Source organism: Burkholderia sp. EMB26 (assembly GCF_024730645.1).
Classification (GTDB): Bacteria; Pseudomonadota; Gammaproteobacteria; order Burkholderiales; family Burkholderiaceae; genus Burkholderia; species Burkholderia cenocepacia.
In genome coordinates, this window is sequence record NZ_CP078071.1 from 2541711 (window position 1) to 2566385 (window position 24675).

Annotated in this window: 26 protein-coding genes; 14 read left to right on the forward strand and 12 right to left on the reverse strand. The window is 68.5% G+C overall.

What is annotated here, in order from left to right; translation table 11 throughout:
• Window positions 1–61 precede the first annotated feature (61 nt).
• The 4 genes from KU887_RS28125 to KU887_RS28140 all read left to right on the forward strand — a co-directional run bounded on the left by KU887_RS28125 (window position 62) and on the right by KU887_RS28140 (window position 3780).
• On the forward strand, window positions 62–559 hold the full coding sequence (locus KU887_RS28125; RefSeq protein WP_006484516.1) for a hypothetical protein: 498 nt from the start codon (window positions 62–64) through the stop codon (window positions 557–559).
• Window positions 559–1938, forward strand: coding sequence for a tripartite tricarboxylate transporter permease (locus tag KU887_RS28130; RefSeq protein ID WP_006484537.1), 1380 nt, complete (start codon window positions 559–561; stop codon window positions 1936–1938). Before KU887_RS28125 ends, KU887_RS28130 begins: the two co-directional genes overlap by 1 nt.
• Before the next feature lie 256 nt (window positions 1939–2194).
• Window positions 2195–3238, forward strand: coding sequence for an alpha/beta fold hydrolase (locus KU887_RS28135; RefSeq protein ID WP_006484595.1), 1044 nt, complete (start codon window positions 2195–2197; stop codon window positions 3236–3238).
• Complete coding sequence (locus KU887_RS28140) at window positions 3238–3780, forward strand: cytochrome P460 family protein (protein ID WP_012493119.1); 543 nt, start codon at window positions 3238–3240, stop codon at window positions 3778–3780. The genes KU887_RS28135 and KU887_RS28140 overlap by 1 nt, the downstream gene beginning before the upstream one ends.
• On the opposite strand, the gene KU887_RS28145 is transcribed toward KU887_RS28140, so the two are convergent.
• Entirely contained in the window at window positions 3761–4039 is a 279-nt protein-coding gene (locus KU887_RS28145) for a hypothetical protein (RefSeq protein ID WP_143263640.1), read from the reverse strand. The two genes, KU887_RS28140 and KU887_RS28145, sit on opposite strands and share 20 nt — an antisense overlap.
• 27 nt (window positions 4040–4066) lie before the next feature.
• Here KU887_RS28145 and KU887_RS28150 point away from each other — a divergent pair, with 27 nt between their 5' ends.
• The 8 genes from KU887_RS28150 (at window position 4067) to KU887_RS28185 (ending at window position 11835) form a co-directional block, all read left to right on the forward strand.
• Window positions 4067–4414 (forward strand): DUF4148 domain-containing protein, encoded by a 348-nt coding sequence (locus KU887_RS28150; protein ID WP_062910074.1) that lies wholly within the window; start codon window positions 4067–4069, stop codon window positions 4412–4414.
• An 84-nt stretch (window positions 4415–4498) separates the two neighbouring features.
• The gene (locus KU887_RS28155; protein ID WP_006484617.1) at window positions 4499–5290 is read left to right on the forward strand and encodes an alpha/beta fold hydrolase; all 792 of its coding nucleotides are present in this window, start codon (window positions 4499–4501) and stop codon (window positions 5288–5290) included.
• A gap of 75 nt (window positions 5291–5365) precedes the next feature.
• Entirely contained in the window at window positions 5366–6766 is a 1401-nt protein-coding gene (locus tag KU887_RS28160; RefSeq protein WP_006495731.1) for an amidase family protein, read from the forward strand.
• 357 nt (window positions 6767–7123) lie between these two features.
• Window positions 7124–7594, forward strand: coding sequence for a rhodanese-like domain-containing protein (locus KU887_RS28165; RefSeq protein ID WP_059722368.1), 471 nt, complete (start codon window positions 7124–7126; stop codon window positions 7592–7594).
• A 28-nt stretch (window positions 7595–7622) separates the two neighbouring features.
• Window positions 7623–8561, forward strand: coding sequence for a serine O-acetyltransferase EpsC (gene epsC, locus KU887_RS28170; protein WP_011694557.1), 939 nt, complete (start codon window positions 7623–7625; stop codon window positions 8559–8561).
• Window positions 8562–8569: 8 nt separating this feature from the next.
• The gene (locus KU887_RS28175; RefSeq protein WP_006484517.1) at window positions 8570–8791 is read left to right on the forward strand and encodes a helix-turn-helix domain-containing protein; all 222 of its coding nucleotides are present in this window, start codon (window positions 8570–8572) and stop codon (window positions 8789–8791) included.
• Between the two features lie 136 nt (window positions 8792–8927).
• A complete protein-coding gene (locus KU887_RS28180; RefSeq protein ID WP_006479760.1) occupies window positions 8928–9860 on the forward strand; it encodes a family 2A encapsulin nanocompartment shell protein in 933 nt (310 codons plus the stop codon).
• A complete protein-coding gene (locus tag KU887_RS28185) occupies window positions 9835–11835 on the forward strand; it encodes a family 2A encapsulin nanocompartment cargo protein cysteine desulfurase (RefSeq protein WP_258256382.1) in 2001 nt (666 codons plus the stop codon). The genes KU887_RS28180 and KU887_RS28185 overlap by 26 nt, the downstream gene beginning before the upstream one ends.
• Before the next feature lie 75 nt (window positions 11836–11910).
• On the opposite strand, the gene KU887_RS28190 is transcribed toward KU887_RS28185, so the two are convergent.
• From KU887_RS28190 to KU887_RS28225, 8 genes are all read right to left on the reverse strand, one after another.
• Window positions 11911–12795 (reverse strand): acetylglutamate kinase, encoded by an 885-nt coding sequence (locus KU887_RS28190; protein WP_309138179.1) that lies wholly within the window; start codon window positions 12793–12795, stop codon window positions 11911–11913.
• 48 nt (window positions 12796–12843) lie between these two features.
• Window positions 12844–13365: a PTS sugar transporter subunit IIA gene (locus KU887_RS28195; protein WP_006491012.1), complete on the reverse strand. Its 522-nt coding sequence runs from the start codon at window positions 13363–13365 to the stop codon at window positions 12844–12846.
• Between the two features lie 132 nt (window positions 13366–13497).
• The gene (locus tag KU887_RS28200) at window positions 13498–13719 is read right to left on the reverse strand and encodes a hypothetical protein (protein WP_006491013.1); all 222 of its coding nucleotides are present in this window, start codon (window positions 13717–13719) and stop codon (window positions 13498–13500) included.
• A gap of 411 nt (window positions 13720–14130) precedes the next feature.
• Window positions 14131–15423 (reverse strand): hypothetical protein, encoded by a 1293-nt coding sequence (locus tag KU887_RS28205; RefSeq protein ID WP_006491521.1) that lies wholly within the window; start codon window positions 15421–15423, stop codon window positions 14131–14133.
• A 36-nt stretch (window positions 15424–15459) separates the two neighbouring features.
• A complete protein-coding gene (locus KU887_RS28210; protein ID WP_006495723.1) occupies window positions 15460–16074 on the reverse strand; it encodes a LysE family translocator in 615 nt (204 codons plus the stop codon).
• A 178-nt stretch (window positions 16075–16252) separates the two neighbouring features.
• On the reverse strand, window positions 16253–17893 hold the full coding sequence (groL, locus tag KU887_RS28215; protein WP_258256384.1) for a chaperonin GroEL: 1641 nt from the start codon (window positions 17891–17893) through the stop codon (window positions 16253–16255).
• A 12-nt stretch (window positions 17894–17905) separates the two neighbouring features.
• A complete protein-coding gene (locus tag KU887_RS28220; RefSeq protein ID WP_011694564.1) occupies window positions 17906–18196 on the reverse strand; it encodes a co-chaperone GroES in 291 nt (96 codons plus the stop codon).
• A 142-nt stretch (window positions 18197–18338) separates the two neighbouring features.
• Window positions 18339–19622 carry a lipase family protein gene (locus KU887_RS28225; RefSeq protein WP_058903571.1) on the reverse strand — a complete coding sequence of 428 codons (1284 nt, stop codon included), beginning with the start codon at window positions 19620–19622 and terminating at the stop codon, window positions 18339–18341.
• Between the two features lie 385 nt (window positions 19623–20007).
• Between KU887_RS28225 and KU887_RS28230 the strand changes: the two genes are divergently transcribed.
• Together KU887_RS28230 and KU887_RS28235 are read left to right on the forward strand one after the other, a co-directional pair.
• Window positions 20008–20688 carry a class II aldolase/adducin family protein gene (locus tag KU887_RS28230; protein WP_006491011.1) on the forward strand — a complete coding sequence of 227 codons (681 nt, stop codon included), beginning with the start codon at window positions 20008–20010 and terminating at the stop codon, window positions 20686–20688.
• Window positions 20689–20808: 120 nt separating this feature from the next.
• Window positions 20809–21936: a sigma-54-dependent Fis family transcriptional regulator gene (locus tag KU887_RS28235; protein WP_012493122.1), complete on the forward strand. Its 1128-nt coding sequence runs from the start codon at window positions 20809–20811 to the stop codon at window positions 21934–21936.
• Here KU887_RS28235 and KU887_RS28240 read toward each other — a convergent pair.
• Genes KU887_RS28240 through KU887_RS28250 form a run of 3 tightly spaced genes read right to left on the reverse strand, consistent with a single transcriptional unit; the run spans window position 21927 to window position 24662 of the window.
• Window positions 21927–22715: an ABC transporter permease gene (locus KU887_RS28240; protein WP_069353475.1), complete on the reverse strand. Its 789-nt coding sequence runs from the start codon at window positions 22713–22715 to the stop codon at window positions 21927–21929. The genes KU887_RS28235 and KU887_RS28240 overlap by 10 nt on opposite strands.
• Before the next feature lie 22 nt (window positions 22716–22737).
• Window positions 22738–23556, reverse strand: coding sequence for an ABC transporter permease (locus KU887_RS28245; protein WP_058902714.1), 819 nt, complete (start codon window positions 23554–23556; stop codon window positions 22738–22740).
• Window positions 23556–24662, reverse strand: coding sequence for a PhnD/SsuA/transferrin family substrate-binding protein (locus tag KU887_RS28250; RefSeq protein ID WP_069353474.1), 1107 nt, complete (start codon window positions 24660–24662; stop codon window positions 23556–23558). Before KU887_RS28250 ends, KU887_RS28245 begins: the two co-directional genes overlap by 1 nt.
• Window positions 24663–24675: the final 13 nt, after the last annotated feature.

Sequence of the window (24675 nt, forward strand, 5' to 3'; positions counted from 1 at the left end):
GCGGTGTGCAGTCCGCGCCGCGCCGGCATGGCCGGCGACATATCAAACCAGGAGGAGACACATGGAACAGACCGGTTCAAGCGCCGTCGCACCCGCGCCGCATCGCACCCGGCCGTTGGCCGGCGCCGATGCGGCGGCCGCGACGCTCGTCGAGGTGTGGGGCGACACGGTGGCGACGAAGCATCTCGCGTGGTCGGTGCTGCTCGGCATCGCGATCAGCCTCGGCGCGTTCGAGATCGGCCGCATCGCGCTCGCATCGTTCGTGCACGACGCGGCGATCGCACGCGCTTATGCGATGCTGATCGGCCTCGGCGGCTGCCTGCTGGCCGGCACGATCTGCGCGGTGCTGTTCAAGCCGAAGCGCACGGTGATCGAGCATGCGGCGGGCAGCGCCGAGCGCGACGACGCCTTGCGGCAACTCGCCGAAGCATCGGGCGGACTGGGCGCGACGAGCGACCTGTCGGCCAGCGCGCGCGCCGAGATGGAGGAACTCGGGCTGCTCGACCTGTTCGCGTCGTACGACGCGTCGACCGGGCGCGCACGCGCGGGAGGCCGCTGATGGACGCACTGCTGCAGGCGTTGCCGGCCGCGTTCGCGATGGGGCTGCTCGGCGCGATCGTGTTCTCCGGCATCGGGCTGATCTCCGGCACCGACGAAACGACGACGATCGCGCCGCTCACGTTGCTCGTCGCGCTGCTCGGCGTGCCGCCGGCCGGCGTGTTCACGTTCTTCCTCGCGGGCGCGGTGGCCAAGCACATCACGCATGCGATCCCGACCGCGCTGCTCGGCATTCCCGGCGACACGATGGCCGCGCCGCTGCTGCAACAGGCGACGCTGCTGCGCGCGCTCGGCGTGCCGCACATCGCGCTGCGCAAGATGATCTCCGGCGCGATCGTCGCCGCGTTCGTCGCGCTGCCGCTCGCGGTGCTGTTCGCGTCGCTGCTCGCGCCGTTCGGCGCGGCGATCGCGAAGGCCGCGCCGTGGGTGTTCCTCGCGGCGGCCGTCGGCATCGCGTACTGCTCGGCGGGGCGCTGGGCATCGGTGCTGCTGCTGGTGCCGTTCGTGATGCTGGTGGTCGGGCTGCAGGCGCTCACCGGTCATTACGGCGTGAAGCTGAGCGTCAGCTACTTCCTCGGGATCGCGATCGGCCCGCTAGTGGCCGACCTGTTCTCGATCCTGTCGCCGGCCGAGCGGCGGCGCATGCGCCGCGACGGGCCGTCGACGTTCGTGCTCGCGCCCGACGTGAAAAGCTGGCGCGGCTATTTCCCGAATCCGCTGAAGGTGCTCGACCGCGAGCAGGTCGCGTGGACGGTCGGCACGGCCGCCGTGTCGAGCGCGACGTTCGTGTTCAGCCCGGTCGCGATGACGGTGCTGATGGGCGAGATCGTCGGCGCGCGCGTGCGTCATGCGTACCAGCGCCTGACGACCGTGATCGCCGCGCGCAACGGCGTGACCGAGGCCACCTATATCGCCGAAGCGCTGATTCCGCTGATCGCGTTCGGGCTGCCGCTGAGCCCGGTGGCGGCCGGCCCGGCCGCGCCGCTGTTCAATGCGCCGCCGCGCTTCACGGTCGACGCGGCGAGCGGGCAGATCCACAACCTGCATACGCTGATGAGCTGGCCCGCGTTCCTCGGCTACGGGCTGCTGGCGATCGTGCTGGCCGCGCTGATCGCGTATCCGCTCGCGATGCACCACGCGCACCGCGCGGCGGCGTTCGTCGCGCGCAAGCTGAGCCACGAAGCGATCATCGCGACCTTCGCGGGGCTGATCGTCGTGATCGGCGTGTGGGAAGGGCAACTGCTCGGGCTCGCCGTGATCGTGACGATCGGCCTGTTCGGCGGGATGCTGTCGCGCCTGTTCGCGTTCAACACCGGCGTGCAGTTCATGGGCTATTACGTCGCGGTGCTCAGCGTGCCCGCGATCGCCAGGCTGTTCTGACACGCCGGCGTACCGGGCCGCGAGTGCCGCGCGGCCGCGCCGAAGCGTCGTTTTCTCGCGATTTTTGAATCGCTGTGTGTCGTGTTCGCACACGGATACGTTGGGATACAAAGCGTCCGGATGGTTCGGATATAAAACCGGTGAAGCGATTCACACGGCGGCGCGGTGCCATGCGCTGCCGCCGCGAATGGCGAGAACCGATTGCCCGCACGTGCCGCGGGCCCTTTCCTTAGCGATCGACAATGGAGAACGAGTCATGCCTGATACCGTGAACACCCGCCGCCGCCTGATCCTGGGCTCGACGCTGGCGAGCCTGAGCCTGGCCGACCTCGGCTTCAGCGCGCTCGCGCATGCGCAGTCGGCGCCCGATGCATCGGCGGCGAAGCGCCCGGCCGGCGCTGCGTCGCTGGGCCCGATCCACCAGATCGACGCGGGCGTGCTCAACGTCGGTTATGCGGATCTCGGACCGAAGCAGGGCCCGGTCGTGTTCCTGCTGCACGGCTGGCCGTACGACATCTACAGCTACGCGGACGTCGCGCCGCTGCTCGTCGCGGCCGGCTATCGCGTGATCGTGCCGTACCTGCGCGGCTACGGCTCGACGACGTTCCGCTCGGCCGACACGGTGCGCAACGGCCAGCAGGCGGTGACGGCCGTCGACATCGTCGCGCTGATGGATGCGCTGAAGATCGACCGCGCGGTGTTCGGCGGCTACGACTGGGGGGCGCGCACGGCCGACATCATCGCGGCGCTGTGGCCGCAGCGCGTGAAGGCGCTGGTGTCGGTGAGCGGCTACCTGATCGGCAGCCAGGCGGCGAACGCCAAGCCGCTGCCGCCGCAGGCCGAATTCCAGTGGTGGTATCAGTTCTACTTCACGACCGAGCGCGGCGAACTCGGCTACGCACAGAACCGCGATGCGTTCAACAAGCTGATCTGGCAACTCGCGTCGCCGAAGTGGCAGTTCTCCGACGAGACGTATGCGCGCTCGGCCGCATCGTTCCGGAATCCCGATCACGTGGCCGTCGTGATCCACAACTATCGCTGGCGGCTCGGGCTCGCGAAGGGCGAAGCGCAATACGACGACATCGAGCGGCGTCTCGCGGCCGGGCCCGCGATCACCGTGCCGACGATCACGATGGAAGGCGACGCGAACGGCGCGCCGCATCCGGAGCCGGCCGCGTACGCGAAGAAGTTCACCGGCAAGTACCAGCACCGGACCATCACGGGCGGCATCGGCCACAACCTGCCGCAGGAAGCGCCGCAGGCATTCGCCGATGCGATCCTGCAAGTGGAGCATCTGTGATGCGGGCCCGCGTGGGAATGGGGCGGCGCGGCGCGCGCCATGTGCTCGTCGCGGGCGTGCTGCTGGCCGGTGCGTGGTCGGCGAGCGGTCCGGCCGCGTTCGCGGAGCAGCCGAAACCGGCCGCGGCCGCGTCGCCGATCTACGGCGTGACGATTCCGCCCGGCTACCGGAAGTGGGAGATGGTCGCGCCGGCCGAAGAGGCCGCACCGCTCGACGAACTGCGGGTGGTGCTCGGCAACCCGGTCGCGATCCGCGCGCTCGAACAGGCGACGCTGCCGTTTCCGGACGGCACGATCCTCGTGAAGCTCGCATACAAGCGCAAGCAGTCCGACGAGTTCGCGCCCGCGACGGTGCCAGGCCAGGCGACGACCGTGCAGGTGATGGTGAAGGATTCGCGCCGCTATGCGGCGACGGGCGGCTGGGGATTCGGGCGCTTCATCAACGGCGTGCCAGCCGACCTCGGCCAGCATCAGACATGCTTTGCATGCCATCAGGCGCGGGTGAAAAACCACGATTACGTGTTCACGCGGCTCGCGCCGTGACGTGACACGGCGAGGTGAAGGTGAAGGTGACGGAAAGGCGTGCCCTGCGAGGCACGCCTTTTTTCGTGGTGCGCGGGGAACGGCGCAGCGCATCGGCAAACGGGTTTGTATCGCTCTGTATCTGCGGCCGCTCCTGAAAAACTGGCATGCAGAAAGCCCCGGTTTCGGAAACATGCCGGATACGTGCGCGGGTTCTACTGTCGACATGCAGCAAACGTTCGGTGCCAGGCGTTCGCACCGGATGCCAGGTGATCGACACCCCCAACTTCGTTCAAGGAGAAATCTCATGAAAGCCGCTCGAATCCTCGCCGTTGCCATTCTCGCCGTCGCACCCGCACTGTCGTTCGCCGATACCGGCCACGGCCTCACGCGTGCCGAAGTGCGCGCCGACCTCGTCCGTCTCGAGAAGGCCGGCTACAACCCGGCCGGCAGCGAAGCGCATTACCCGGACGACATCGCCGCCGCAGAGCATGCCGTCGCGGCTGCCGAGCAGGTCGCACGTTCGGACCAGAACGGCCCGTCGAAGTCGCAAGGCGACAACGTGGCCGATGCGTCGACGCCGGCCGGCCATCGCGATGCCGCGCAGCCGCGTGCCGCACGCAACGCCGCCGACGACCTGTACGCGCATTCGTGATTCCGCGCCGCGCCTGCCGCATGCAGGCGCGGCCTTCACTGCAGTCCTTCATTTGAACGACACGACAAGCAAAGGAGCATGACGATGGCCGGTTTGACGAAACGCGTTCTGGTATCCGCCGCGATGATCGGCGGACTGTTCGGTGCGGTCGCGGCGCAGGCCGCGCCGAAGGAAGACCTGAAGGGCACCAACGTCGTGCTCGTGCACGGCGCGTTCGCCGACGGATCGAGCTGGAACCGCGTGATTCCGCTGCTGGAGGCGCGCGGGCTGCACGTGGTGTCGGTGCAGAATCCGCTGAGCTCGCTCGCCGACGATGCGGCCGCGGCGAAGCGTACGATCGACGAACAGAAGGGGCCGGTCGTGCTGGTCGGCCATTCGTGGGCGGGCGTCGTGATCAGCGACGCGGGCAACGACGACAAGGTGAAGTCGCTCGTGTACGTCGCGGCGTTCGCCCCCGACAACGGCCAGTCGATCGCGGACGTCACGCAGGGGCTGCCGGCGCCGGCATGGGCCGGCGAGTTGCGCAAGGACGCGGGCGGTTTCGCACGGCTGTCGGACAAGGCGATCGCGCAGGACTTCGCGCCGGATCTGCCGCCCGCGCAGCAGCGCCTCGTCGCGGCGACCCAGGGGCCATGGTATGGCGGGTGCATCTCGGAGAAGGTCACGCAGGCCGCGTGGCATGCGAAGCCGTCGACGTTCGTCGTCGCGACGCAGGACCGGATGATCGATCCGACGCTGCAGGAAGCGATGGCGAAGCGGATCGGCGCGACGGTCACGCGCGTGAACGCGAGCCATGTCGCGATGCTGAGCCAGCCGAAGGCCGTGGCCGACGCGATCATCGCCGCGGCCGAGCGCGCGAAGCAGGATACGCAGTGAGCGCGTGCGGCGCCGCGCTTTCGTGAGGGGCGCGGTTCCGCGCGTGATCGTGATGTCTTTTCACCAGGAGAAGTCATGACCGAACTCTGGCAACTGTCCGCGACCGAACTCGCGAAACGCGTGCGGCGGCGCGACGTATCCGCGCGCGAAGTGGCGGACGCGGTGCTCGATCGTCTCGATGCCGTGAATCCGGCGATCAACGCGGTGGTCGAACACCGTCCCGACGACGTGCGGCAGCAGGCCGACGAAGTCGATCGCGCGATCGCGCGCGGCGACGATCCGGGGCCGCTCGCGGGCGTGCCCGTCACCGTGAAGATCAACGTCGATCAGGCCGGCTTTGCGACGACCAACGGCACGCGTTTGCAGCGCAATCTGGTCGCGCCCGCCGACAGCCCGGTGGTCGCGAACATCCGGAAGGCCGGCGGGGTGCTGCTCGGCCGCACCAATTCCCCGACGTTCGCATTGCGCTGGTTCACGGCGAATCTTGTGCATGGCCACACGCGCAATCCGCGCAATGCGTCGCTGACGCCGGGCGGATCGAGCGGCGGCGCGGCGGCGGCCGTGGCTGCAGGGATCGGCCCGCTCGCGGTCGGCACCGACATCGGCGGCTCGGTGCGCTACCCGGCCTATGCATGCGGCGTACACGGGATCCGGCCGTCGCTCGGCCGCGTGCCGGCATTCAATGCATCGTCGCCCGAGCGGGCGATCGGCGCGCAACTGATGTCGACGGCCGGGCCGATCGCGCGCACGATCGACGATCTCTCGCTCGCGCTACGCGCCTTCTCCGCGCCGGACCCGCGCGATCCGTGGCACGTCGCGGTGCCGTTCGACGGGCGCGAGGTGCCGAAGCGCGCGGCGCTGTGCGTGCGTCCGCGCGGCCTGGAGGTCGTGCCCGAAGTCGAGGCCGCGTTGCGCGATGCCGCGCGCCGGCTGGTCGATGCCGGCTGGACCGTCGACGAGATCGACGATACGCCGCCGATGCGCGAGGCCGCGCTGCTGCAGGAGCAGCTGTGGCTCGGCGACGGATTCGACGCGCTGGCGAACGCCGTGGCGCAAGACGGCGATCCGGGCGCGGCCGCGGTGATCGCCGCCGTGCGCGGCAAGGTGCGCGACCTGCCGGCCGACGTGATCAGCCGCGCGCTGGTCCGGCGTACCACGCTGACGCGAGCGTGGCGGCTGTTTCTCGACGACTATGCGGTGCTGCTGTTGCCCGTTTCGGCGGAACTGCCGTTCCCCGACGATCTCGACCGGCAAGGGCCGGACGGGTTCGAGCGCGTGTGGGAAGCGCAGCTCACGTTGCGCGCGCTGCCCGCGATGGGGCTGCCGGGGCTGGCCGTTACGACATCGATCGTGAACGGCGTGCCGGTGGGCGTGCAGGTGGTGGCCACGCATCATCGCGAGGATCTGTGTCTGCTTGCCGGGCGCGATATTGAAGCGCGCGGGGTGCCGATTGTGCCGGTCGATCCAGTGGTATGACATCCTGAAGAACCCATGCGCCGGCGACGCTCGGTGGCTTCGCCCGCGCATTTCGGATTCCATGACGACGCGCGGAATGCCGCGCTGCTCGTTCTTCCCCTTCCTTTCAAACTCCTTCGATGCACGACATCGAACGGTCATCGCCTTTCATTTCCCGCCCGCCATCAACCGCGCATCGATAGCGCGCGTCCGTTATTGCATTCCCCGCGGCGCTGATTAGGAAATGAATTTTTATTGGTTCTGCTTCCCCGACCGCACTCGCATAGTGACGCTGACGGCTATAGACAGCACGCAAGCTGCAACAGCCGCATTCCCGGTGTCTTTGTTCATACGAATCTGAGAATACAAGGAAGTGTCATGACGGTTGAACTGCAAGAACGAACCGCTGCGCAGCAGGCGCTCGAAGACGCGCGCGCGGCGGCCTTGGCGACCGGCAAGCCCTACGCGGGTGGCGTGGCGCCGGAAACCGCTTGGGCGTTGTTTTCGGCGGGCGACGCCGTGCTGGTGGACGTGCGCACGGCCGAGGAACGGAAATTCGTCGGCTACGTGCCGGAGTCGCTGCACGTGCCGTGGGCGACCGGCACGAGCCTGACGCGCAACCCGCGCTTCGTGCGCGAACTGGAAGCGAAGACTGGCAAGGACGCGGTCGTGTTGCTGTTGTGCCGCAGCGGCAACCGCTCGGCGCAGGCGGCCGAGGCCGCGGCGAAGGGCGGTTTCACGCAGGTTTTCAATGTGCTCGAAGGCTTCGAGGGCGACCTCGACGAGCGGCAGCATCGCGGCGGCCAAAACGGCTGGCGTTTCCGCGGCCTGCCTTGGGCGCAGGATTGATTCACGGCGGTTACGGGGAGAAAGCAGCATGGCCGCATTCGATATCGACGACATCGTTCAATCGCTGCAGACGGTGCGTCGCGCATGGCGCGAAAAGCAGCGGCGTTCGCTCGAACCCGGCGGGCGTGATTTGCCGGCGCGCGAAGCGCTCGCGCAGATCGTCGGCGCGTTGAAAGGCGTGCTGTTCCCGATGCGGCTCGGGCCGCCCGACCTGCGGCAGGAAAGCGAGAATTTCCACGTGGCCCACGCGCTCGACGCGGCGCTGAATGCGTTGCTCACGCAGGTGACGCTCGAATTGCGCTACGCGGCGCGTCACCGCAATGCCGACGGGCCGGCCGACAATCTCGACGAAGTCGCGTCGAAGGCCGTGCAGGCGTTCGCCGCACGCTTGCCGGAGATTCGCCGGCTGCTCGACAGCGACGTGCTCGCGGCGTTCCACGGCGATCCGGCGGCCGGCAGCGTCGACGAGGTGCTGCTGTGCTATCCGGGCATCCTCGCGATGATTCATCACCGGCTCGCGCATGAGCTGTACGGGCTCGGCCTGCCGCTGCTCGCGCGGATCATCGCCGAGCAGGCGCATGCGGAAACGGGCATCGACATTCATCCGGGCGCGCGCATCGGCGCGGGCTTCTTCATCGACCACGGCACGGGCGTCGTGATCGGCGAGACGGCGATCATCGGCGAGCGCGTGCGCGTGTACCAGGCCGTCACGCTCGGCGCGAAGCGCTTCCCGCGCGATGCGGCCGGCCATCTGGAGAAAGGGCTCGCGCGCCATCCGATCGTCGAGGACGACGTGGTGATCTATGCGGGCGCAACGATCCTCGGCCGCGTGACGATCGGGCGCGGCGCGGTGATCGGCGGCAACGTGTGGCTCACGCAGGACGTGCCGGCCGGCGAAAACGTCACGCAGGCCGTGCTGCGCAGCGAAGCGAACGCCGCGCCGCGCACGGCGGCGCGCGTCGCCTAGGAGGCGCGATGAGCGACCTCATCCATCACTTCGGCGCCACCGTGCGCAAGCTGCGCGAAGCGCGCACGTGGTCGCAGGAGCAGCTGGCCGAGCATGCGGGGCTGAACCGCTCGTACGTCGGCGAGATCGAGCGCGGCGAGGCGATCGCGTCGATCGTCACGGCCGACAAGATCGCGCGCGCGTTCGACGTGTCGATCTCGACGCTGCTGCCGGGTGCGTACGTCACCTGAGGTCGCTTCGCCCCGTTTCCCCTTCGGTTGCACGACCTGACGGCTATAGCATGTTGAGCCGGCAGGGGCGTGCTTCCGATAATCACCCAGCGTCATAAGCAATCCCGTTTTTCATCTTAAGAACCCGGAGCCACACATGTCGACCGTTGCAAGCGGCACGGCCGCGCTGAGCGATCACGCCGCCCGCCAACTAGCGAACGCTACCAAGACCGTCCCCCAGCTTTCCACGATCACGCCGCGCTGGCTGACCCATCTGCTGCAATGGGTGCCGGTCGAGGCCGGCATCTACCGCCTGAACCAGGTGAAGAACCCGGAAGCCGTGCGCGCCGCATGCACGCAGCTCGAGGACGAAAGCGTGCTGCCGCAGACCTTCGTGCCGTACGAGGAACAGCCGCGCGAATACTTCCTGAACGCGGTGAGCACGGTGCTCGACGTGCATACACGGATCTCCGATCTTTACAGCAGTCCTCATGACCAGATCAAGGAGCAGCTGCGCCTGACGATCGAGACGATCAAGGAGCTGCAGGAAAGCCAGCTGATCAACAACCCCGACTATGGGCTGCTCGCGAACGTGACCGACGAACAGCGGATCTTCCCGCTGACGGGCGCGCCGACGCCGGACGATCTCGACGAGCTGCTGACGAAGGTGTGGAAGGAGCCGGCATTCTTCCTCACGCACCCGCTCGCGATCGCCGCGTTCGGCCGCGAATGCACGCGGCGCGGCGTGCCGCCGCCGACGGTCAGCCTGTTCGGCTCGCAATTCCTCACGTGGCGCGGCATTCCGCTGATTCCGTCGGACAAGGTGCCGGTCGCGGACGGCAAGACCAAGATCCTGCTGCTGCGCGTCGGCGACAAGCGCCAGGGCGTCGTCGGCCTGTATCAGCCGGGCGTCGCCGGCGAGCAGGGGCCGGGCCTGTCGGTGCGCTTCATGGGGATCAACAACCAGGCGATCGCGTCGTACCTGATCTCGCTGTATTGCTCGCTCGCGGTCCATTCGCCGGATGCGCTGGCTGTCCTCGATGACGTCGAAATCGCCAAGTTCCATGACTATCCCGACACCTACCGTTAATTCCGGCCTGGCCGGCGGCGACGCGCACGCGTTGCCGCACGCGCCGCTGCCGGCCGGGTTGCCCGACCCGGCGACGCTTGCGCGGCTCGCGTCCGAGTTCTTCGCGACGCCGCCCGGGCAGACCACCGCGCCCGGGCTGTCGGCGGGCAGCGGCGCGGTCGGCGGCGTGCCGTCGGCCTTGCCTGCGGCGGCGCCGATTCTCGCGTCGGTGAGCAACCCGGTGCCGGGCGGCTCGCCGCTCGCGGGCCCGGGCGGAGCGGGCACCGGCGTACCGGGGCTCGCGCTGCCGCAAGGCAAGGTACCGGGCGCGAACCTCGCGCCGTCCGCGCCGACGCACGTGCTGTCGCTCGGCAACCGCGCACCCGCGCTCGCGCCGCATGCGGCCGCGCAGAACGGGCTGCCCGACAACGTCGTATCGATCGCGCCCGCGCTGGAGCCGCGCGTCGGCGGCGCGGCGCTCGGTGTGCCGCAGGTGAATGCGCCGGCACCGGAAGGCGCGGCGAAGGCGTCGCCGTACTACTTCACCGACGGTTCGCTGCAGGGCTGGCAGGCGACGCCGCAGGACATCGTCGTGCCGTCGAACGGCCTCGCGTCGCCGGAAGCGTTCGGGTTGCCGGGAGACGACGCGCTGCGCGCGCTGCTGGCCGTGCATCGCGACGTGCCGGCGTCGCGCGCGTCGGGCGCCGACGTGCCGCGCTACTTCATCGACGATGCGCAGGCAGCCGAGCCGCACGGTCAGCTGCATCGCGGCGCCCATCCGCCGTTCGACGTGAACGCGATCCGCCGCGACTTCCCGATCCTGCAGGAACGCGTGAACGGCAAGCAGCTCGTCTGGTTCGACAACGCGGCGACGACGCACAAGCCGCAAGCCGTGATCGACCGACTCGCGTACTTCTACGCACACGAGAACTCGAACATCCACCGCGCGGCGCACGCACTGGCCGGCCGCGCGACGGATGCGTACGAGCATGCGCGGGAGACGGTGCAGCGCTTCATCGGCGCATCGTCGCCCGACGAGATCGTGTTCGTGCGCGGCACGACCGAGGCGATCAACCTGATCGCGAAGACGTGGGGCGTGCAGAACGTCGGCGAAGGCGACGAGATCGTCGTGTCGCATCTCGAGCATCACGCGAACATCGTGCCGTGGCAGCAGCTTGCCGCGCTCAAGGGTGCGAAGCTGCGCGTGATTCCGGTCGACGATTCGGGGCAGGTGCTGCTCGACGAATACCGGAAGCTGCTCAACGATCGCACGAAGATCGTGTCGGTCACGCAGGTGTCGAACGCGCTCGGCACGGTCGTGCCGGTGAAGGAGATCGTCGAGCTCGCGCATCGCGCGGGCGCGAAGGTGTTGGTCGACGGTGCGCAGTCGATCTCGCACATGCGCGTGGACGTGCAGGCGCTCGATGCGGATTTCTTCGTGTTCTCCGGGCACAAGATCTACGGGCCGACCGGGATCGGCGTCGTGTACGGCAAACGCGCGATCCTCGACGACATGCCGCCGTGGCAGGGTGGCGGCAACATGATCGCGGACGTGACGTTCGAGCGCACGGTGTTCCAGCCGCCGCCGAACCGCTTCGAAGCCGGCACCGGCAACATCGCGGATGCGGTGGGGCTCGGCGCGGCGCTCGACTACGTGAACCGCGTCGGCATCGAGAACATCGCGCGCTACGAGCACGATCTGCTCGCGTATGCGACGAGCGTGCTCGCGCCGGTGCCGGGCGTGCGGCTCGTCGGCACCGCGCGCGACAAGGCGAGCGTGCTGTCGTTCGTGCTGAAGGGCTATGAAACCGAGGAAGTCGGGCAGGCGCTGAACGAAGAGGGCATCGCGGTGCGCTCGGGGCACCACTGCGCGCAACCGATCCTGCGGCGCTTCGGGCTCGAAGCCACGGTGCGGCCGTCACTCGCGTTCTACAACACGTGCGATGAAGTCGATGCGCTGGTGAGTGTCGTCAGGAGACTGGCGGCGCGACGTTGACGTCGTTGCCGTGTCGATGCTTGCCCGCTTGCGGCGGCCTTTGCGGGCCGCCGCAAGCGTGTTCGTGCTGCCCGGTCAAAACCGCACGACCGGCTTCCGCTCGACGCTGAACCCGTCGCGCAGCACGCACGCCGAATCGGCGAAGTAACGACGGATTTCCGACAGCAGATCGGTGTTGCCGCGCCGGCAGAACACCACGCCCGATCCTTCGTCCGTCAACAGTTCGTCGATCAATGATTCGGGTTGCCCGATATCGGCGAGATGGACGTTCTGCACGCCGTGCGCGAGCGCATCGAGCGCGTCCCGCACGCACGGCGCCGCATCGGCGACCGGATGCTCGGCGAGCCATTGCTCGAGCTCCGTGATGCCGTACAGCCCGGCCAGATCGCCGAGTTCGCGCAGCAACCCTTTGTCGACCATCATCACCAACGAGACGGCGCACGTGTGTTGCGCGAGCACGCTGCCGAGCCGTTCAGGGCGCAGCAGGCAGTCGCGGCCCGCGTCGTCTGGTGCGATGGGCATCACGACGGGCACCAGTCCATTGTCGAGAAACGCATTCAATGCGGTGACGTCGAACCGCGCGACCTCGCTCGTGTTCGCGTGGCCGGATTCGGCGCGGGCGACGAGCAGGCCGCCGTCGTGACCGTCGACGCCGATTGCCCGCGCGCCGTGGCTGCCGATCAGGCGCACGAGTTCATGGTTGACGCCGGCCATGGCGGCGTGTGTCGCGTGGACCGATTGCGCGCCGGACGCAGTCGGAATGCTTTGGATCACGATCGGATGGATGCCGGTGAGCGCGAGCAGCGCGACAGCCTGCGCGAAGGCCGAGCGCGTGTGGACGTCGCTGGCGGCACCACCGTCGACGATGACGACGGTCTGTCCGTGCAGCGCCTGCATGAACGGCAGTGAGCGGGCCAAGCCGGCCACGCGTCGAGTGGGAGTGTCAGGGTCTGGGAACATGGGCGTTCGAAAGGATGAAGGGGATACCTGTCGTTGCGCGACGCTCGATCAAACAGTGCGTTGCATGAGTCGGCGAATCTCGTCGGGCGTTTGTGCGTCGCGTGACGCTTGCCGGATCGCGCGTTCGCTGAACCATCGCGCGGCGTCGGCGAGCAGTTCGAGGTGTGCACGGTCGTCCGCGTGCGGCAGAACCAGCACGACGAATTCGCGCACGGGCTTGCGGTCGGGCGCGTTGAACGTGAACGGGTATCGCGCGCGGACGAACAGCGCGACGGCCGAGCCGATCCCGTCGACGCGCGCATGCGGAATCGCGACGCCCTGGCCGAGGCCGGTCGAGCCGAGTTGTTCGCGTTTGATCAGTTCGGCCCGGATCCGTTCCGCGGATACGCCGCTGTCGCGTGCGACATGGTGAGCGACGAGATCGAACAACTGGATCGCGCTTTCCACCGGTACGTCGAGCAGGATATTGTCCGGCGGACAGGCGTCGGCGAGCGCGGTCGCGAACGGTGTGCCACCGCGTTGCTGAGGGCGGCCGGATTGGCCGCCGACGGCGGCCTGATGCGTTTGCATGCGGATCTCTCCGTGTCGGGATGACAGGGAAATCCTAGACAAACCCGCGTAAAGACGGTGTCAGATACGCGGGGGCCGGGCATTAAAATCTCGTATCGAGCGCCGATGCCGCTGCGCGCGATACGGACACCCTCAGGTTCCCGACAGCACGAACGGCAGCGTCGTCAGCAGAAACACTGAAATGCCGACGACCGGCGCGCCGAATGCGATTGCCGCGAACGCCACGATGGCGCTCGCCAGCACGAGCGTTCTCGATACCCGGCGGTGTCGGCCGTGCGCCGTCGTCCGGTCCTCGCAAAGAGCAGGGGTTCGCGCGCCTATCACGTGTTTCCAGAACGTCAAGCCCAGCATCATTCCATTGCTCCTGTATGAAAGACGATCGAGACGGGGCGTGCGCAGCTTCGGAAGCGGGAATCCCCGTGAATAAAATCAGTGATGCAAAATAAATGGATCGGATCGGCGGATCGATGACGTGCCGTTACGCGGAACGTGTCGCACGCATTGCGATGTGCGATGCGGGACGACCGCATCGACGTCGTGTTCAAGCATGCACGGGAAAGACTACGGCGCGCATCGTCCGCCTGTCGGCGGGACGGTGGCTCGGGAAGGAGACGCAGGCGTCCGGCCTGTCAGGCGGGGAAGCAACTCGGAGGACGAGGACTTCGGATGCGCATGGCGCGTGCTCGGTGGTGGATGGCGAATCCATTTTAGTGAACGGATGCGCGGGCGCAAGTAAAAAGGTCGTAAAGGTGCGTGAATCGCGCGTTACGTGCACTGCCACAGATGCGCGCTGGTCCGGCATGGCGCGCACCAGAACGTATAGTTCGCGCCGCCGCTGCCCCACAGCCATTCGCCGCCGTCGACTTGCGGAAGCTCGGAGTCGAGCTGCATGGCGAAGCGCATCTTGCGGCCGCAATCGGGGCAATCGGGATACCACGCGGACTGCACCCACGACGGCGGACCGCCGACGCGGCTGAGGTTCTGCCTGCCGTTCGACTCGCCCCATTCCTGCCAGGCCCAGCGCGCGGGCGCGGCGAAAACGTCGACGTCGGATTCGACGAAGGGGCTGGCCGGATAGTCGGGCTCGATCGCGGCATCGTGCCGCTGCGAGGGATGGGCGACCGCATGACCCGACTCGTCGTGCCGGTAGAACAGCGGGCCGTCGCTTTCCCAACCGAGGCACGCCAGGCAGGTGGCGAACGACACGGGCGTCGTGCTGTCGATACCCGCTTCGATCGGTTGCGGCAGCGTCAGCAGCCGATGCAACGGCTGATGGCACAGGCCGCATCGATGCGGCGACACGCCGCCGAAGTGCGCGTTCGACCGACGGGATTCGCCCGCTTGCCAGGTCGGATGATTCGCCTGAATCTCGCGTTTCCACTTCGGCATGTCGCGAAGTGCCGGCGCACGCAGCGCGCGTCCGAAGTCGATATGCAGCGGAGAATCGCCGTGCAATGCGCGCAACGTGCCGTGCTCCAGCGTGTAGCCCGCTGACATGAGCCAGTTCGCGGCTTGCTCCGGATCGTCCGGAAACAGCCGGGCCACCGCATCGAGCACGGCTGCTGGTTGTCGTGAATGGAGCAGTGCGACAGCGCGTGCGCGCGCCGCGTCGTCAACGGCGGGTGCTTGCGCAAGCCGCCGGCGCCACGCGTCGATCGTGGCCGCGTCGAGTGCCCGCCACGCGTATTCCGCACAATGCATGCGCGGCGAATGCCGGGGGACGACCACGTCGAGCAGTACGTCCCAGTGATCGGAAAACACCTGCGGCGATCGTAGCGCGACGCTGGACAGCACGTTCGCGAGTCGCGCGTTCCATGCGCCTTCGACGACCCGTCGCCACGCTTCGGCTGCAACGTTCGCGAACGCGATGTCGTCCATCAGGTCGATCGCGGCGTCGATGAACGTCGCATGCGCGAACGTGCGATCGAACGACGCGATCACGAGATCGACGAGTGCCGCTGGTTCGTCGCGCCGCAGTGCCAGCATCTGCGACATCGGATCGTTACCGGTCCAGCCGAGGCGTTCGTAGTCGTCCAGAAGGGTGTGTGCGGTCGGCATGATGATGAGCGACGGAAGCGATCGGGGCGCCGCGGATCAACGTCCGGCCAGCATCCGCCCACCCACGCCCATCAGCAACAGCCCGGCGGCCGTATCGAGCACGGCCTTGCGCCGGATCAGCAGCCGGCGCACCGACGGATGCGACGCGAGCAGCGCCATCGTGCAATACCACGCAGCCGAGATCGCGACCGACAGCACGACGACCGACAGATCGAGCCACGCCGGCGCATGGGCCGGCACCATCAGCGCGAAGATACTGCCGTAGAACGCGACGGACTTCGGGTTCGTCATGCTGACGACGTAGCCTTTTCTCGCCGCGCGCCAGTCGGACGTCGCGGCCGGTGCGGAAACGGGCAACGGCTTGCGCGCGGTCACGATCATTTTCAGGCCGAGCCAGATCAGGTAGGCGGCGCCCGCCAGCCGCAGCGCGGTGTGTACCCAGGCGACGTGGGTCACGAGCAGGCTCAGGCCGGCGATCGCGATCGCGGCCCAAGTACCCGACGCGGCGGCGAGGCCGAGCCCCGTCATCATGCCCGCGCGGCGCGACACGACGGCGGTGGACGTGACGATCACGAAATTCGGGCCGGGACTGGCGACGCTCAGCAGCAGGACGCCGGCGAGCGGCAGCAGGATGTTGGCGATGGGCGACATGGCGTGGCGGTGGCGTGACGGGACGGGTCTTCATCTTACCCGAGCGCGGCAATCGGCCCGCCGGCAATCGTATTGCGGTGCGCCAAAGCGCACAACGCGTGACGACTTTCGTCGCCACGCGTTGCAGGGTCCTGCCCGGCCGCGCGCACGCCGGCGAACCGGCGCGCACGCTGCGTCGTCAGAAATCGAACCCCGGCCCGCCCGCGCCCGGGCCGCCCGGCGCGGCAGCGGGCGCCGCATCCTTCGGCGCTTCGAACACGGTCGCATCGGTCGTCAGCAGCAGCCCGGCCACCGACGCCGCGTTCTGCAGCGCGGTGCGCGTGACCTTGGTCGGATCGAGCACGCCCGATTCGACGAGGTCGCCGTACTCGCCCGTCTGCGCGTTGTACCCGAAGTTGCCGGTGCCTTCCGCGACCTTCGCGACGACGACGCTCGCTTCCTCGCCCGCATTCGTGACGATCTGGCGCAGCGGTTCCTCCAGCGCGCGCAGCACGATCTTGATGCCCGCGTCCTGGTCGGCGTTCGCGCCTTTCAGTTCGCGGATCGCCTGCCGCACGCGGATCAGCGCGACGCCGCCGCCCGGCACGACGCCTTCCTCGACGGCCGCGCGCGTGGCGTGCAGCGCGTCGTCGACGCGATCCTTCTTCTCCTTCACCTCGATTTCGGTCGCACCGCCGACCTTGATCACCGCCACGCCGCCCGCGAGCTTCGCGACGCGTTCCTGCAGCTTCTCGCGGTCGTAGTCGGACGTCGCTTCGTCGATCTGCACGCGGATCTGCTTCACGCGCGCCTCGATGTTCTTCGCATCGCCCGCGCCGTCGATCACCGTGGTGTTTTCCTTGCCGACCTCGATGCGCTTCGCCTGCCCCAGTTCGGCGAGCGTGGCCTTCTCGAGCGTCAGGCCCGTTTCCTCGGCGATCACCTGGCCGCCGGTGAGGATCGCGATGTCCTCGAGCAGCGCCTTGCGGCGATCGCCGAAGCCCGGCGCCTTGACCGCGACCGTCTTCAGGATGCCGCGGATGTTGTTGACGACCAGCGTCGCGAGCGCTTCGCCTTCGACGTCTTCCGCGATGATCAGCAGCGGCCGGCCCGACTTGGCGACCTGTTCGAGCACCGGCAGCAGGTCGCGGATGTTCGAGATCTTCTTGTCGTGCAGCAGGATGTACGGGCTTTCGATCTCGGCGATCTGCTTGTCCGGATTGTTGATGAAATACGGCGACAGGTAGCCGCGATCGAACTGCAGCCCTTCGACGACGTCGAGCTCGTCCGCGAGCGACTTGCCGTCCTCGACGGTGATCACGCCTTCCTTGCCGACCCGGTCGATTGCTTCCGCGATGCGCTGGCCGATCGATTCCTCGCCGTTCGCGGAGATCGTCGCGACCTGCGCGATTTCCTTGCTCGTGGTGGTCGGCTTGCTGATCTTCTTCAATTCGTCGACGGCCGACGCAACGGCCTTGTCGATGCCGCGCTTCAGATCGAGCGGATTGAGCCCGGCCGCCACGTATTTCTGGCCTTCGCGGACGATCGCCTGCGCGAGCACGGTGGCCGTGGTCGTGCCGTCGCCGGCCGCGTCGCTGGTGCGCGACGCGACTTCCTTCACGAGCTGCGCGCCGATGTTCTGCAGCTTGTCCGCGAGCTCGATTTCCTTCGCGACCGACACGCCGTCCTTCGTGACGACGGGTGCGCCGAAGCTGCGTTCGAGCACGACGTTGCGGCCTTTCGGCCCGAGCGTGACCTTCACCGCGTTCGCGAGGATGTTCACGCCTTCGGTCAGCTTCGACCGTGCGATGTCGCTGAAAATGATTTCCTTGGCTGCCATGATTGCGCTCCGTTATTGATTGACGACCGCGACGATGTCTTCTTCGCGCAGCACGAGAAACTCGTTGCCGTCCACCTTGACGGCTTGCCCCGCGTACTTGCCGAACAGCACGCGCTCGCCGACCTGCAGGTCGGGCACGATGCGCTGGCCGTCCGTGTCCTTGCGGCCGGGGCCCACGGCGATCACTTCGCCCTGGTCGGGTTTTTCGGCGGCGCTGTCGGGGATCACGATGCCCGACGCGGTGGTGGTTTCCTGATCGAGTCGCTTCACGATCACGCGATCGTGCAAGGGGCGTAGGCTCATTTTTTCGTCCTGTACGGTTCTGTCGAAGTTGGCTGGCACTCTTTGGCAGAGAGTGCTGACGAGTATAAAAATGGGCGGCGGCGCGATCCAATAACGGATTTGCACAAGCATTCGCGCCGTCGTGCAAAGCGCCGCGAGCCGGCTATTGCGACACGGCCGGCTGCGCGGCAGGCGAGCAGACCGGGCGGATCGTCTCGCCGGCCAGCACGCGTTTCACGAACGGAATCGAATCGGCGAGCGACGCGTTCACGGTGCCGTTGTGCTCGCGGCCCGCATACAGGTGCGCCTCGACCGTCGTGCCCGCCGCGCACGCGTCCCTGGCGAGCGCGAGTTCGAGCGGCGCCAGCCCGTCGTCCGCGCCCGCGCCGATGAAGACGGGCGTCGCGATCTTCAGCGTCGGGTATTTCAGGTAGTCGTCCCACCACGCCTTCAGCCGCGCATCGCCGCCCGGCTTCACGGTGTTCGCGTGCGTGAGGTGCGCGAGCGCCGCATCGTCCTCGAGCGATGCGAGGCAACCGATGCGCGCCTGGTCGAGAATCGGCAGCGCGGTGTCGGTCAGTACCTCGTCGGCCCGCAGCGACGGATCGATCTGCTGCGCGGACAGCACCGAGTAGAACTGGTACGCGAGCGTCGGATCGACGCGGTCGGGATCGCGCCGGTACGCCGTCTCGAACTTCGGCAGCGCCGCGAGCGTGGCGTGCGACGCGTTGTAGATCGTGCCGGTCGCGACGGTCGCTCGGATCGCCAGTTCGGGCGCATAGGCCGGCGCGTAGCCGGCTGCCGCGATCACGGCCGAGCCGCCTTGCGACTGGCCGACCAGCACGACCTCGTTCGCGAGGCCCGGCACGCCGCCGAGCACCGCGCGCACGCTGTCGAGCAGTGTGTAGCTGTTCGAACGGTTGTTGAGCTGCGGATTCGGGCCCGGTGTGCCGAGCCCCTGATAGTCGGTGGCGACCACCGCGAACCCTTGCTGAAGCCAGGCGTTCAGGTAGCGCACGTCGCGATACGAGCGGCCGAACCACGACGGCGCGCAGATGTCGGCCATCCCGAACGTGCCGTGCGCCCACGCGACGATCGGCCAGCCGCCGGCCGGCGGCGTGCCGCGCGGCACGAACAGCGCGCCCGACACGGCGATCGGCGCATGGCCGCCGACGCCGTCGGTCGACGCGTACAGGATGCGCAATTGTCGCGCGGCGCTCGCGAGCCCGACCGTCGCGGGCAGCGGCTCGGTGCGCAGCAGCACACCGGGCCTGGCCGGAATGTCGCGGTCCCACGTGTAGAACGCGGATACGCGGCCGTCGCCCTGCAACGGGTCGGGAGCCGGGACGCGGCCGGGCGAAGCCGCGAGCGAAACGACGGAAGAAGCGGCGAGCGCCGATACGAGCAGCGTGCGCGCGGCGACGCCGCGCAGGGAAAGAAGCGTCATGGTCGGATGGAGGTCGATGAGATCGGATGCGCCGGGCAATGCGGGCGCGGGCCGAGTGCGATGCAAGTTTCGAACCAGAAGGGTCGTTGCGTACGCAACGCGCGGCACGACGGACGATCGGTCGATGCCGCCCGTATCGCACGCATGCACCGGGCTGCGTGTCGCGCAGCAATCCCGGCCGGCACGGTGTTGCTTCCGCAACAAAACGCGCACGCGCGGGCTGCACGGCGCAACGCTGGCATCGCGTGCCTGCGCCACGCCGGCCGGCCCTCGATACGCAAATCGCAGCGCTGGCACGATTGCTGCTGATCCGTCGACCGTGCGTCGCGGCGTGGCGACGCGAGCCCTTCCGTTCAACCGTTCAACCGATCAAGGAAACGCCCTCATGTCCGTCACCCAAGCCATCGACAGCGGCGAACTCGTGGCCTTCGTCGAGCGCGCCACGCGCGAATTCGCGCAAGCCGCGCGCGTGCTGAAGGAAACGCGCACGCTCAGCGCCACCAACACGTTCCAGGCATTCCAGCGCGTGCCGGGCACGGAGCTCGTCGTCGCGCTGTCGGCGCCCAGCCCGTGGGCCGCGTCGCAGGAGATCCAGCCGGTCGTCGTGACGCTCGACGGCGACGTGCTGCACGGTGACGCACGCGCCGGCGGCAACGGCCCGCGCTACGCAGGCGTATTTCGCGAGGCGCCGGAAGTCGACGTGGTGATTCACGTACACGGCCCGTATCTCGGTGCGTGGGCGAGCGCGCATCGTCCGCTGCCGATCCGTTATGCGCCGGCCGCGCGCTACACGCGGGCGCGTGAAATTCCCGTCTATGTCGATCGCCGCCCCGGCGAGCCGCGCTTCATCGTCGACACGATCCGGCGCGATCCCGACGTGCCGGCGATCATCGAGGCGAACGGCGGCGCGACGTTCTGGGGCAAGTCGATCCTCGACGTGTCGAAGTACATCCTGATCCTCGAGGAAGCCGCGTATTTCCAGGCGCTCGCGGAACCGCTCGGCGGCTCGCTCGAATTCGGGCCGGGCGCGCTCGAACAGCAATGGAAGATGACCGGCCTCGCATGACGCCGCGCGGCGGCCGGCGCAATCCGGCCGCCGTCATACCGATAGCTCGATGAATTGGTTCGTGGCCGGCGTGCGCCTTGCTATCGTCGAACCTTCCCCGTTCAACACGCCGGTCGTGCCATGGCCATCTTCAGCTTGCCGGACCCGACTTCGCACGCGATCACGATCCGTGCGAAGGCACTGACGTTCGACGATCCCAAATCGCGGGTGCTGCTCGAACGCATCCAGCTGGTCGCGCCGAGCGACGCGACGGTGCTCGTCACCGGCGAGAGCGGCACCGGCAAGGAGCTGATCGCGCGCCTCGTGCATTCGCTGAGCGAGCGTCACGACGGGCCGTTCGTCGCGGTGAATTGCGGCGCGTTTTCGGAAACGCTGATCGAAAGCGAACTGTTCGGCCACGAGCGCGGCGCGTTCACCGGCGCAATCAACAGCCAGCCCGGCTGGTTCGAATCCGCGAATCGCGGCACGCTGTTTCTCGACGAAGTGGGCGACCTGCCGCTGTCCGCGCAGGTCAAGCTGCTGCGCGTGCTGCAGGAGCGCGAGGTGACGCCGGTCGGGTCGCGCAAGACCGTGAAGATCGACGTGCGGCTCGTCGCGGCGACCAACGTGAATCTCGAAGCCGCGGTGCGCGCGGGCAATTTCCGCGAGGATCTGTACTACCGGCTCAACGTCGTGAAGCTGAGCCTGCTGCCGCTGCGCGAGCGGCCCGGCGACATCGCGCCGCTGATCGAACACTTCATCGATACCTATGCGAAGCGGCTGCGCGTCGCCGCGCCGACGCTGACCGACGCCGCGCGCAGCAGGCTGCATGCGCACGCGTGGCCCGGCAACATCCGCGAACTGGAGAACGTGATTCATCACGCGGTGCTGATCTGTGCAGGCGGCGCGATCGACGTCGGCGACCTGCAGTTTTCCGCGCTGTCGCTCGCCCCCGACCCGGCAGACGCACCGGGCCCGGCCGCCGCGCCGCCGCGTCGCGCGCGCGACGTGGCCGAGGCGACCGACGCGCTGCGCCGTGCGGTGATCGAGTTGCTGGATCTCGGCACGCCAGCGTTGTGGCAGCACATCGAGGACACCGTGTACCGCAGCGTGTTCGATTACAGCGAGCACAACCAGTTGCGGATGTCGCGCCTGCTCGACCAGTCGCGCAACATCGTGCGTGCCCGGCTCGCGCAACTCGGCATCCTGAAGCCGCGCGACGCAGGCGACGGCGACGCCGCCGACGCGCGGCTGCGCCGTCAGGCGTAATCGCGCCAGCGCAGCGCGCGCCGCGCGATCCGCTCGCATGACGCGCTCATGCCGACGGCCAGCGCCGTCACGCCCAGCACGCACACCAGCAGCACGTCGGCGCGCGCGCCGGCTTGCGCGTTCTGCATCAGACTGCCGACGCCGGCGCCCGTGTTGAACAGCAACTCGCTGCTGGTCGCGGTGATCCACGCGAACGGCACGGCCTGCAGCACGCCCGCGAACAGGTCGGGCAACGCGCCGGGAATCAGCACGTCGCGCCACAGGCCGATGCGGGTCAGGCGATACGACTGCGCGAGCTCCACATAGCGCGGATCGACGCGGCGCAGCCCGTCGAAGCTGGCGGTGGTCATCGGATAGAACGCGGCGAGCGCGATGATGAACACCTTCGCGAATTCGCCGGTGCCGGCCCACAGGCTCAGCAGCGGAATCAGCCCGAGCAGCGGCACGTAGCGCAGCGCCTGGAACGCCGGCTCGCCGAGCTTGCGCGCGAGCGACGAACGCGCCATCGCCGCGCCGAATACGAGCCCGAATGCGACGCCGAACCCGAGCCCGAGCGTCGTGCGGCGCAGGCTCGCGCCGAGATCGGTCGCGAGTTCGCCGCTGCGCGCGAGTTCGAGCAACGCGGCGCCGACCTGCTGCAGCGGCACGAACGCATATTGATGGGCCGCGTCGCCGGACGACGCGGCTTGCCACGCGGCCAGCAGCAGCGCCGGCACGACGAGGCCGCGCGCGCGGCGGCGCAGCGGGGCGAACGGGAAAGTACGGGTCACGAAGGTCATTCCGAAGCGATTCCGGTCGGGGTCAGCGCGCGGGCGTTTGCCAGCGCAACGCGTAGCGCTGCACGAGTGCGATCGAACGGTCGAGCGCGAAGCCGATCAGCCCGATGACCGCAACGTCGACGAGCACCACGTCGAGCCGCAGCATCTGCCGGGCGAGTTCCATCATCTGGCCGATGCCGCTGTCCGCACTGAGCAGCTCGACCGCGACGAGCGCGAGCCATGCACGCGCGAGCGCGATCCGTACGCCGGTCAGCAGCGGCGGCAGCGCGGCCGGCAGCAGCACGTCGCGCAGCAGCGCGAAGCGGCCGAGCCCGTAGTGGCGCGCCATCTCGACGAGATCGCGCGGCGCATCGTGCACGCCCGTGTATGCGGCCAGCGCGACCGGGAAGAACACGGCCTTGCCGACCACGACGAGCTTCAACGGCTCGTCGACGCCGATCAGCAGGATCAGCAGCGGAATCAGCGTGAGCGTCGGGAGTTGCCGCAGCAGGTCGAAGGTCGGCCGCAGGTAGTCGGAGAACAGCCGGCTGCGCGCGAGCAGGACGCCGAACGCGGCGCCGCCGGTCGCGCCGATCGCGAAACCGAGCGCAAGACGATGCAGCGTGATCGACAGGTTGTCCCGCAGTTCGCCGGTATCGAGCAGCGTGCGCAGCGTCGCCGCGAGGCGGCCGGGCGGCACGACGAGCTGCGGCGGGAACCAGCGCTGCGCGCTCGCGAGCCACCACAGCGCGGCGAATGCGACGGGCGTGATCCACCACAGCGCGTAGTCGCGGAGCCGCGCGACGCTCGGCAGGCGAGCCGCCGCGCGCAGGCCGTTCGGCGCGAGGGCGCGCGTCGCCATCAGCGGCTCGCGACGCGCGGCGCGTCGGCGCGCCAGTAGCCGTCGAGGCCGAGCTGCTTGAGCGCGGTCGACACGAAGGTCGGCGCGAGCAGCGCGTTCACGTCGACCGGCGCGGACGTCAGCCCGGCCTGGCGGCTGTACGCGACGACATCGCGGTAATGGCCGGTCAGCGCCGGCGTGAAGAGCGGCGTCCATTGCTCCTTCCACGGCGTCGCTTCGTCCGCGTACTCGCGGCGCACGACGCTTTCCGGCTGGCCGGACGCGCTCAGGATCTTCACGTACGCGTCGCGGTTCTGCGGTTGCGAGATCCAGTGCGCGGCGCGCACGTAGGCCGTCGCGACGAGCTGCGTGATGTCCGGGTAGCGCCGCACGAAATCGTCGGACGCCCACAGTTCCGCCCGCATCTTCCAGTCGTCGGGCGCGCGCTTGGTCGACCAGATGATCTTGCCCACGTTCTTGTCGACGAGCGAATACGCGTCGGACAGCGTGAAGAAGCCGTCGACGCGGCCGGCGGCGACCGCTGCCGCGCCGGCCTGCGGATCGAGGTTGTAGATCCTGAAGTCGGACAGCTTCAGCCCGTTCTCGGCGAGCAGCTTGCTGAACGACACTTCCCACGGCCGGCCGCGATTGAGCGCGATGCGCTTGCCCTTGAGGTCGACGATCGACTTCGCGGTCGAGCCGGCCGGCACGACCAGATACGTATTGCTGCCGACGCCGCCCGGCACGATCAGGCGCGTGCGCGTGCCCGACGCGTTGACGACCACCGACGGCAGGTCGCCGTAGCCGGCGAAATCGATGCTGCCGTTCGTGAATGCCTCGTTGACGAGCGTGCCGACCGCGGCGGTCGACACCGGCACCCATTGCAGCGTCACATGCCGCGCGGCGAGCGCTTTTTCGAGCGACTTGTCGGCGTCGATCAATGCGGAGGCGCCCGCGTATTGCGTCTTGCCGCCGCTCGAATACGCGACGACGGCGATTCGAACGACCTTGGGTGCGTCTTCCGCGTGCGCGGCCGGGGCGGTGAGCGACGCGGCGGCCAACGGCAGCGCGGCGAGCAGCGCGCGCAGCGGGCGGCGCAGCGAGGCAAGGCAGAGCGTGTGTTTCATGATGGTCCCGAAC

What these genes read in the sequence shown, in the direction of transcription:
- KU887_RS28250 (WP_069353474.1), bottom strand. Translation starts at nt 24,662, where the DNA reads ATGAAACACACGCTCTGCCTTGCCTCGCTGCGCCGCCCGCTGCGCGCG.
- KU887_RS28160 (WP_006495731.1), top strand. Translation starts at nt 5,366, where the DNA reads ATGACCGAACTCTGGCAACTGTCCGCGACCGAACTCGCGAAACGCGTG.
- KU887_RS28195 (WP_006491012.1), bottom strand. Translation starts at nt 13,365, where the DNA reads ATGCAAACGCATCAGGCCGCCGTCGGCGGCCAATCCGGCCGCCCTCAG.
- KU887_RS28230 (WP_006491011.1), top strand. Translation starts at nt 20,008, where the DNA reads ATGTCCGTCACCCAAGCCATCGACAGCGGCGAACTCGTGGCCTTCGTC.
- KU887_RS28245 (WP_058902714.1), bottom strand. Translation starts at nt 23,556, where the DNA reads ATGGCGACGCGCGCCCTCGCGCCGAACGGCCTGCGCGCGGCGGCTCGC.
- KU887_RS28150 (WP_062910074.1), top strand. Translation starts at nt 4,067, where the DNA reads ATGAAAGCCGCTCGAATCCTCGCCGTTGCCATTCTCGCCGTCGCACCC.
- KU887_RS28135 (WP_006484595.1), top strand. Translation starts at nt 2,195, where the DNA reads ATGCCTGATACCGTGAACACCCGCCGCCGCCTGATCCTGGGCTCGACG.
- epsC (WP_011694557.1), top strand. Translation starts at nt 7,623, where the DNA reads ATGGCCGCATTCGATATCGACGACATCGTTCAATCGCTGCAGACGGTG.
- KU887_RS28240 (WP_069353475.1), bottom strand. Translation starts at nt 22,715, where the DNA reads ATGACCTTCGTGACCCGTACTTTCCCGTTCGCCCCGCTGCGCCGCCGC.
- KU887_RS28155 (WP_006484617.1), top strand. Translation starts at nt 4,499, where the DNA reads ATGGCCGGTTTGACGAAACGCGTTCTGGTATCCGCCGCGATGATCGGC.
- KU887_RS28200 (WP_006491013.1), bottom strand. Translation starts at nt 13,719, where the DNA reads ATGATGCTGGGCTTGACGTTCTGGAAACACGTGATAGGCGCGCGAACC.
- KU887_RS28220 (WP_011694564.1), bottom strand. Translation starts at nt 18,196, where the DNA reads ATGAGCCTACGCCCCTTGCACGATCGCGTGATCGTGAAGCGACTCGAT.
- KU887_RS28235 (WP_012493122.1), top strand. Translation starts at nt 20,809, where the DNA reads ATGGCCATCTTCAGCTTGCCGGACCCGACTTCGCACGCGATCACGATC.
- KU887_RS28175 (WP_006484517.1), top strand. Translation starts at nt 8,570, where the DNA reads ATGAGCGACCTCATCCATCACTTCGGCGCCACCGTGCGCAAGCTGCGC.
- KU887_RS28225 (WP_058903571.1), bottom strand. Translation starts at nt 19,622, where the DNA reads ATGACGCTTCTTTCCCTGCGCGGCGTCGCCGCGCGCACGCTGCTCGTA.
- KU887_RS28180 (WP_006479760.1), top strand. Translation starts at nt 8,928, where the DNA reads ATGTCGACCGTTGCAAGCGGCACGGCCGCGCTGAGCGATCACGCCGCC.
- KU887_RS28130 (WP_006484537.1), top strand. Translation starts at nt 559, where the DNA reads ATGGACGCACTGCTGCAGGCGTTGCCGGCCGCGTTCGCGATGGGGCTG.
- KU887_RS28205 (WP_006491521.1), bottom strand. Translation starts at nt 15,423, where the DNA reads ATGCCGACCGCACACACCCTTCTGGACGACTACGAACGCCTCGGCTGG.
- KU887_RS28190 (WP_309138179.1), bottom strand. Translation starts at nt 12,795, where the DNA reads ATGTTCCCAGACCCTGACACTCCCACTCGACGCGTGGCCGGCTTGGCC.
- KU887_RS28140 (WP_012493119.1), top strand. Translation starts at nt 3,238, where the DNA reads ATGCGGGCCCGCGTGGGAATGGGGCGGCGCGGCGCGCGCCATGTGCTC.
- KU887_RS28125 (WP_006484516.1), top strand. Translation starts at nt 62, where the DNA reads ATGGAACAGACCGGTTCAAGCGCCGTCGCACCCGCGCCGCATCGCACC.
- KU887_RS28210 (WP_006495723.1), bottom strand. Translation starts at nt 16,074, where the DNA reads ATGTCGCCCATCGCCAACATCCTGCTGCCGCTCGCCGGCGTCCTGCTG.
- KU887_RS28185 (WP_258256382.1), top strand. Translation starts at nt 9,835, where the DNA reads ATGACTATCCCGACACCTACCGTTAATTCCGGCCTGGCCGGCGGCGAC.
- KU887_RS28165 (WP_059722368.1), top strand. Translation starts at nt 7,124, where the DNA reads ATGACGGTTGAACTGCAAGAACGAACCGCTGCGCAGCAGGCGCTCGAA.
- groL (WP_258256384.1), bottom strand. Translation starts at nt 17,893, where the DNA reads ATGGCAGCCAAGGAAATCATTTTCAGCGACATCGCACGGTCGAAGCTG.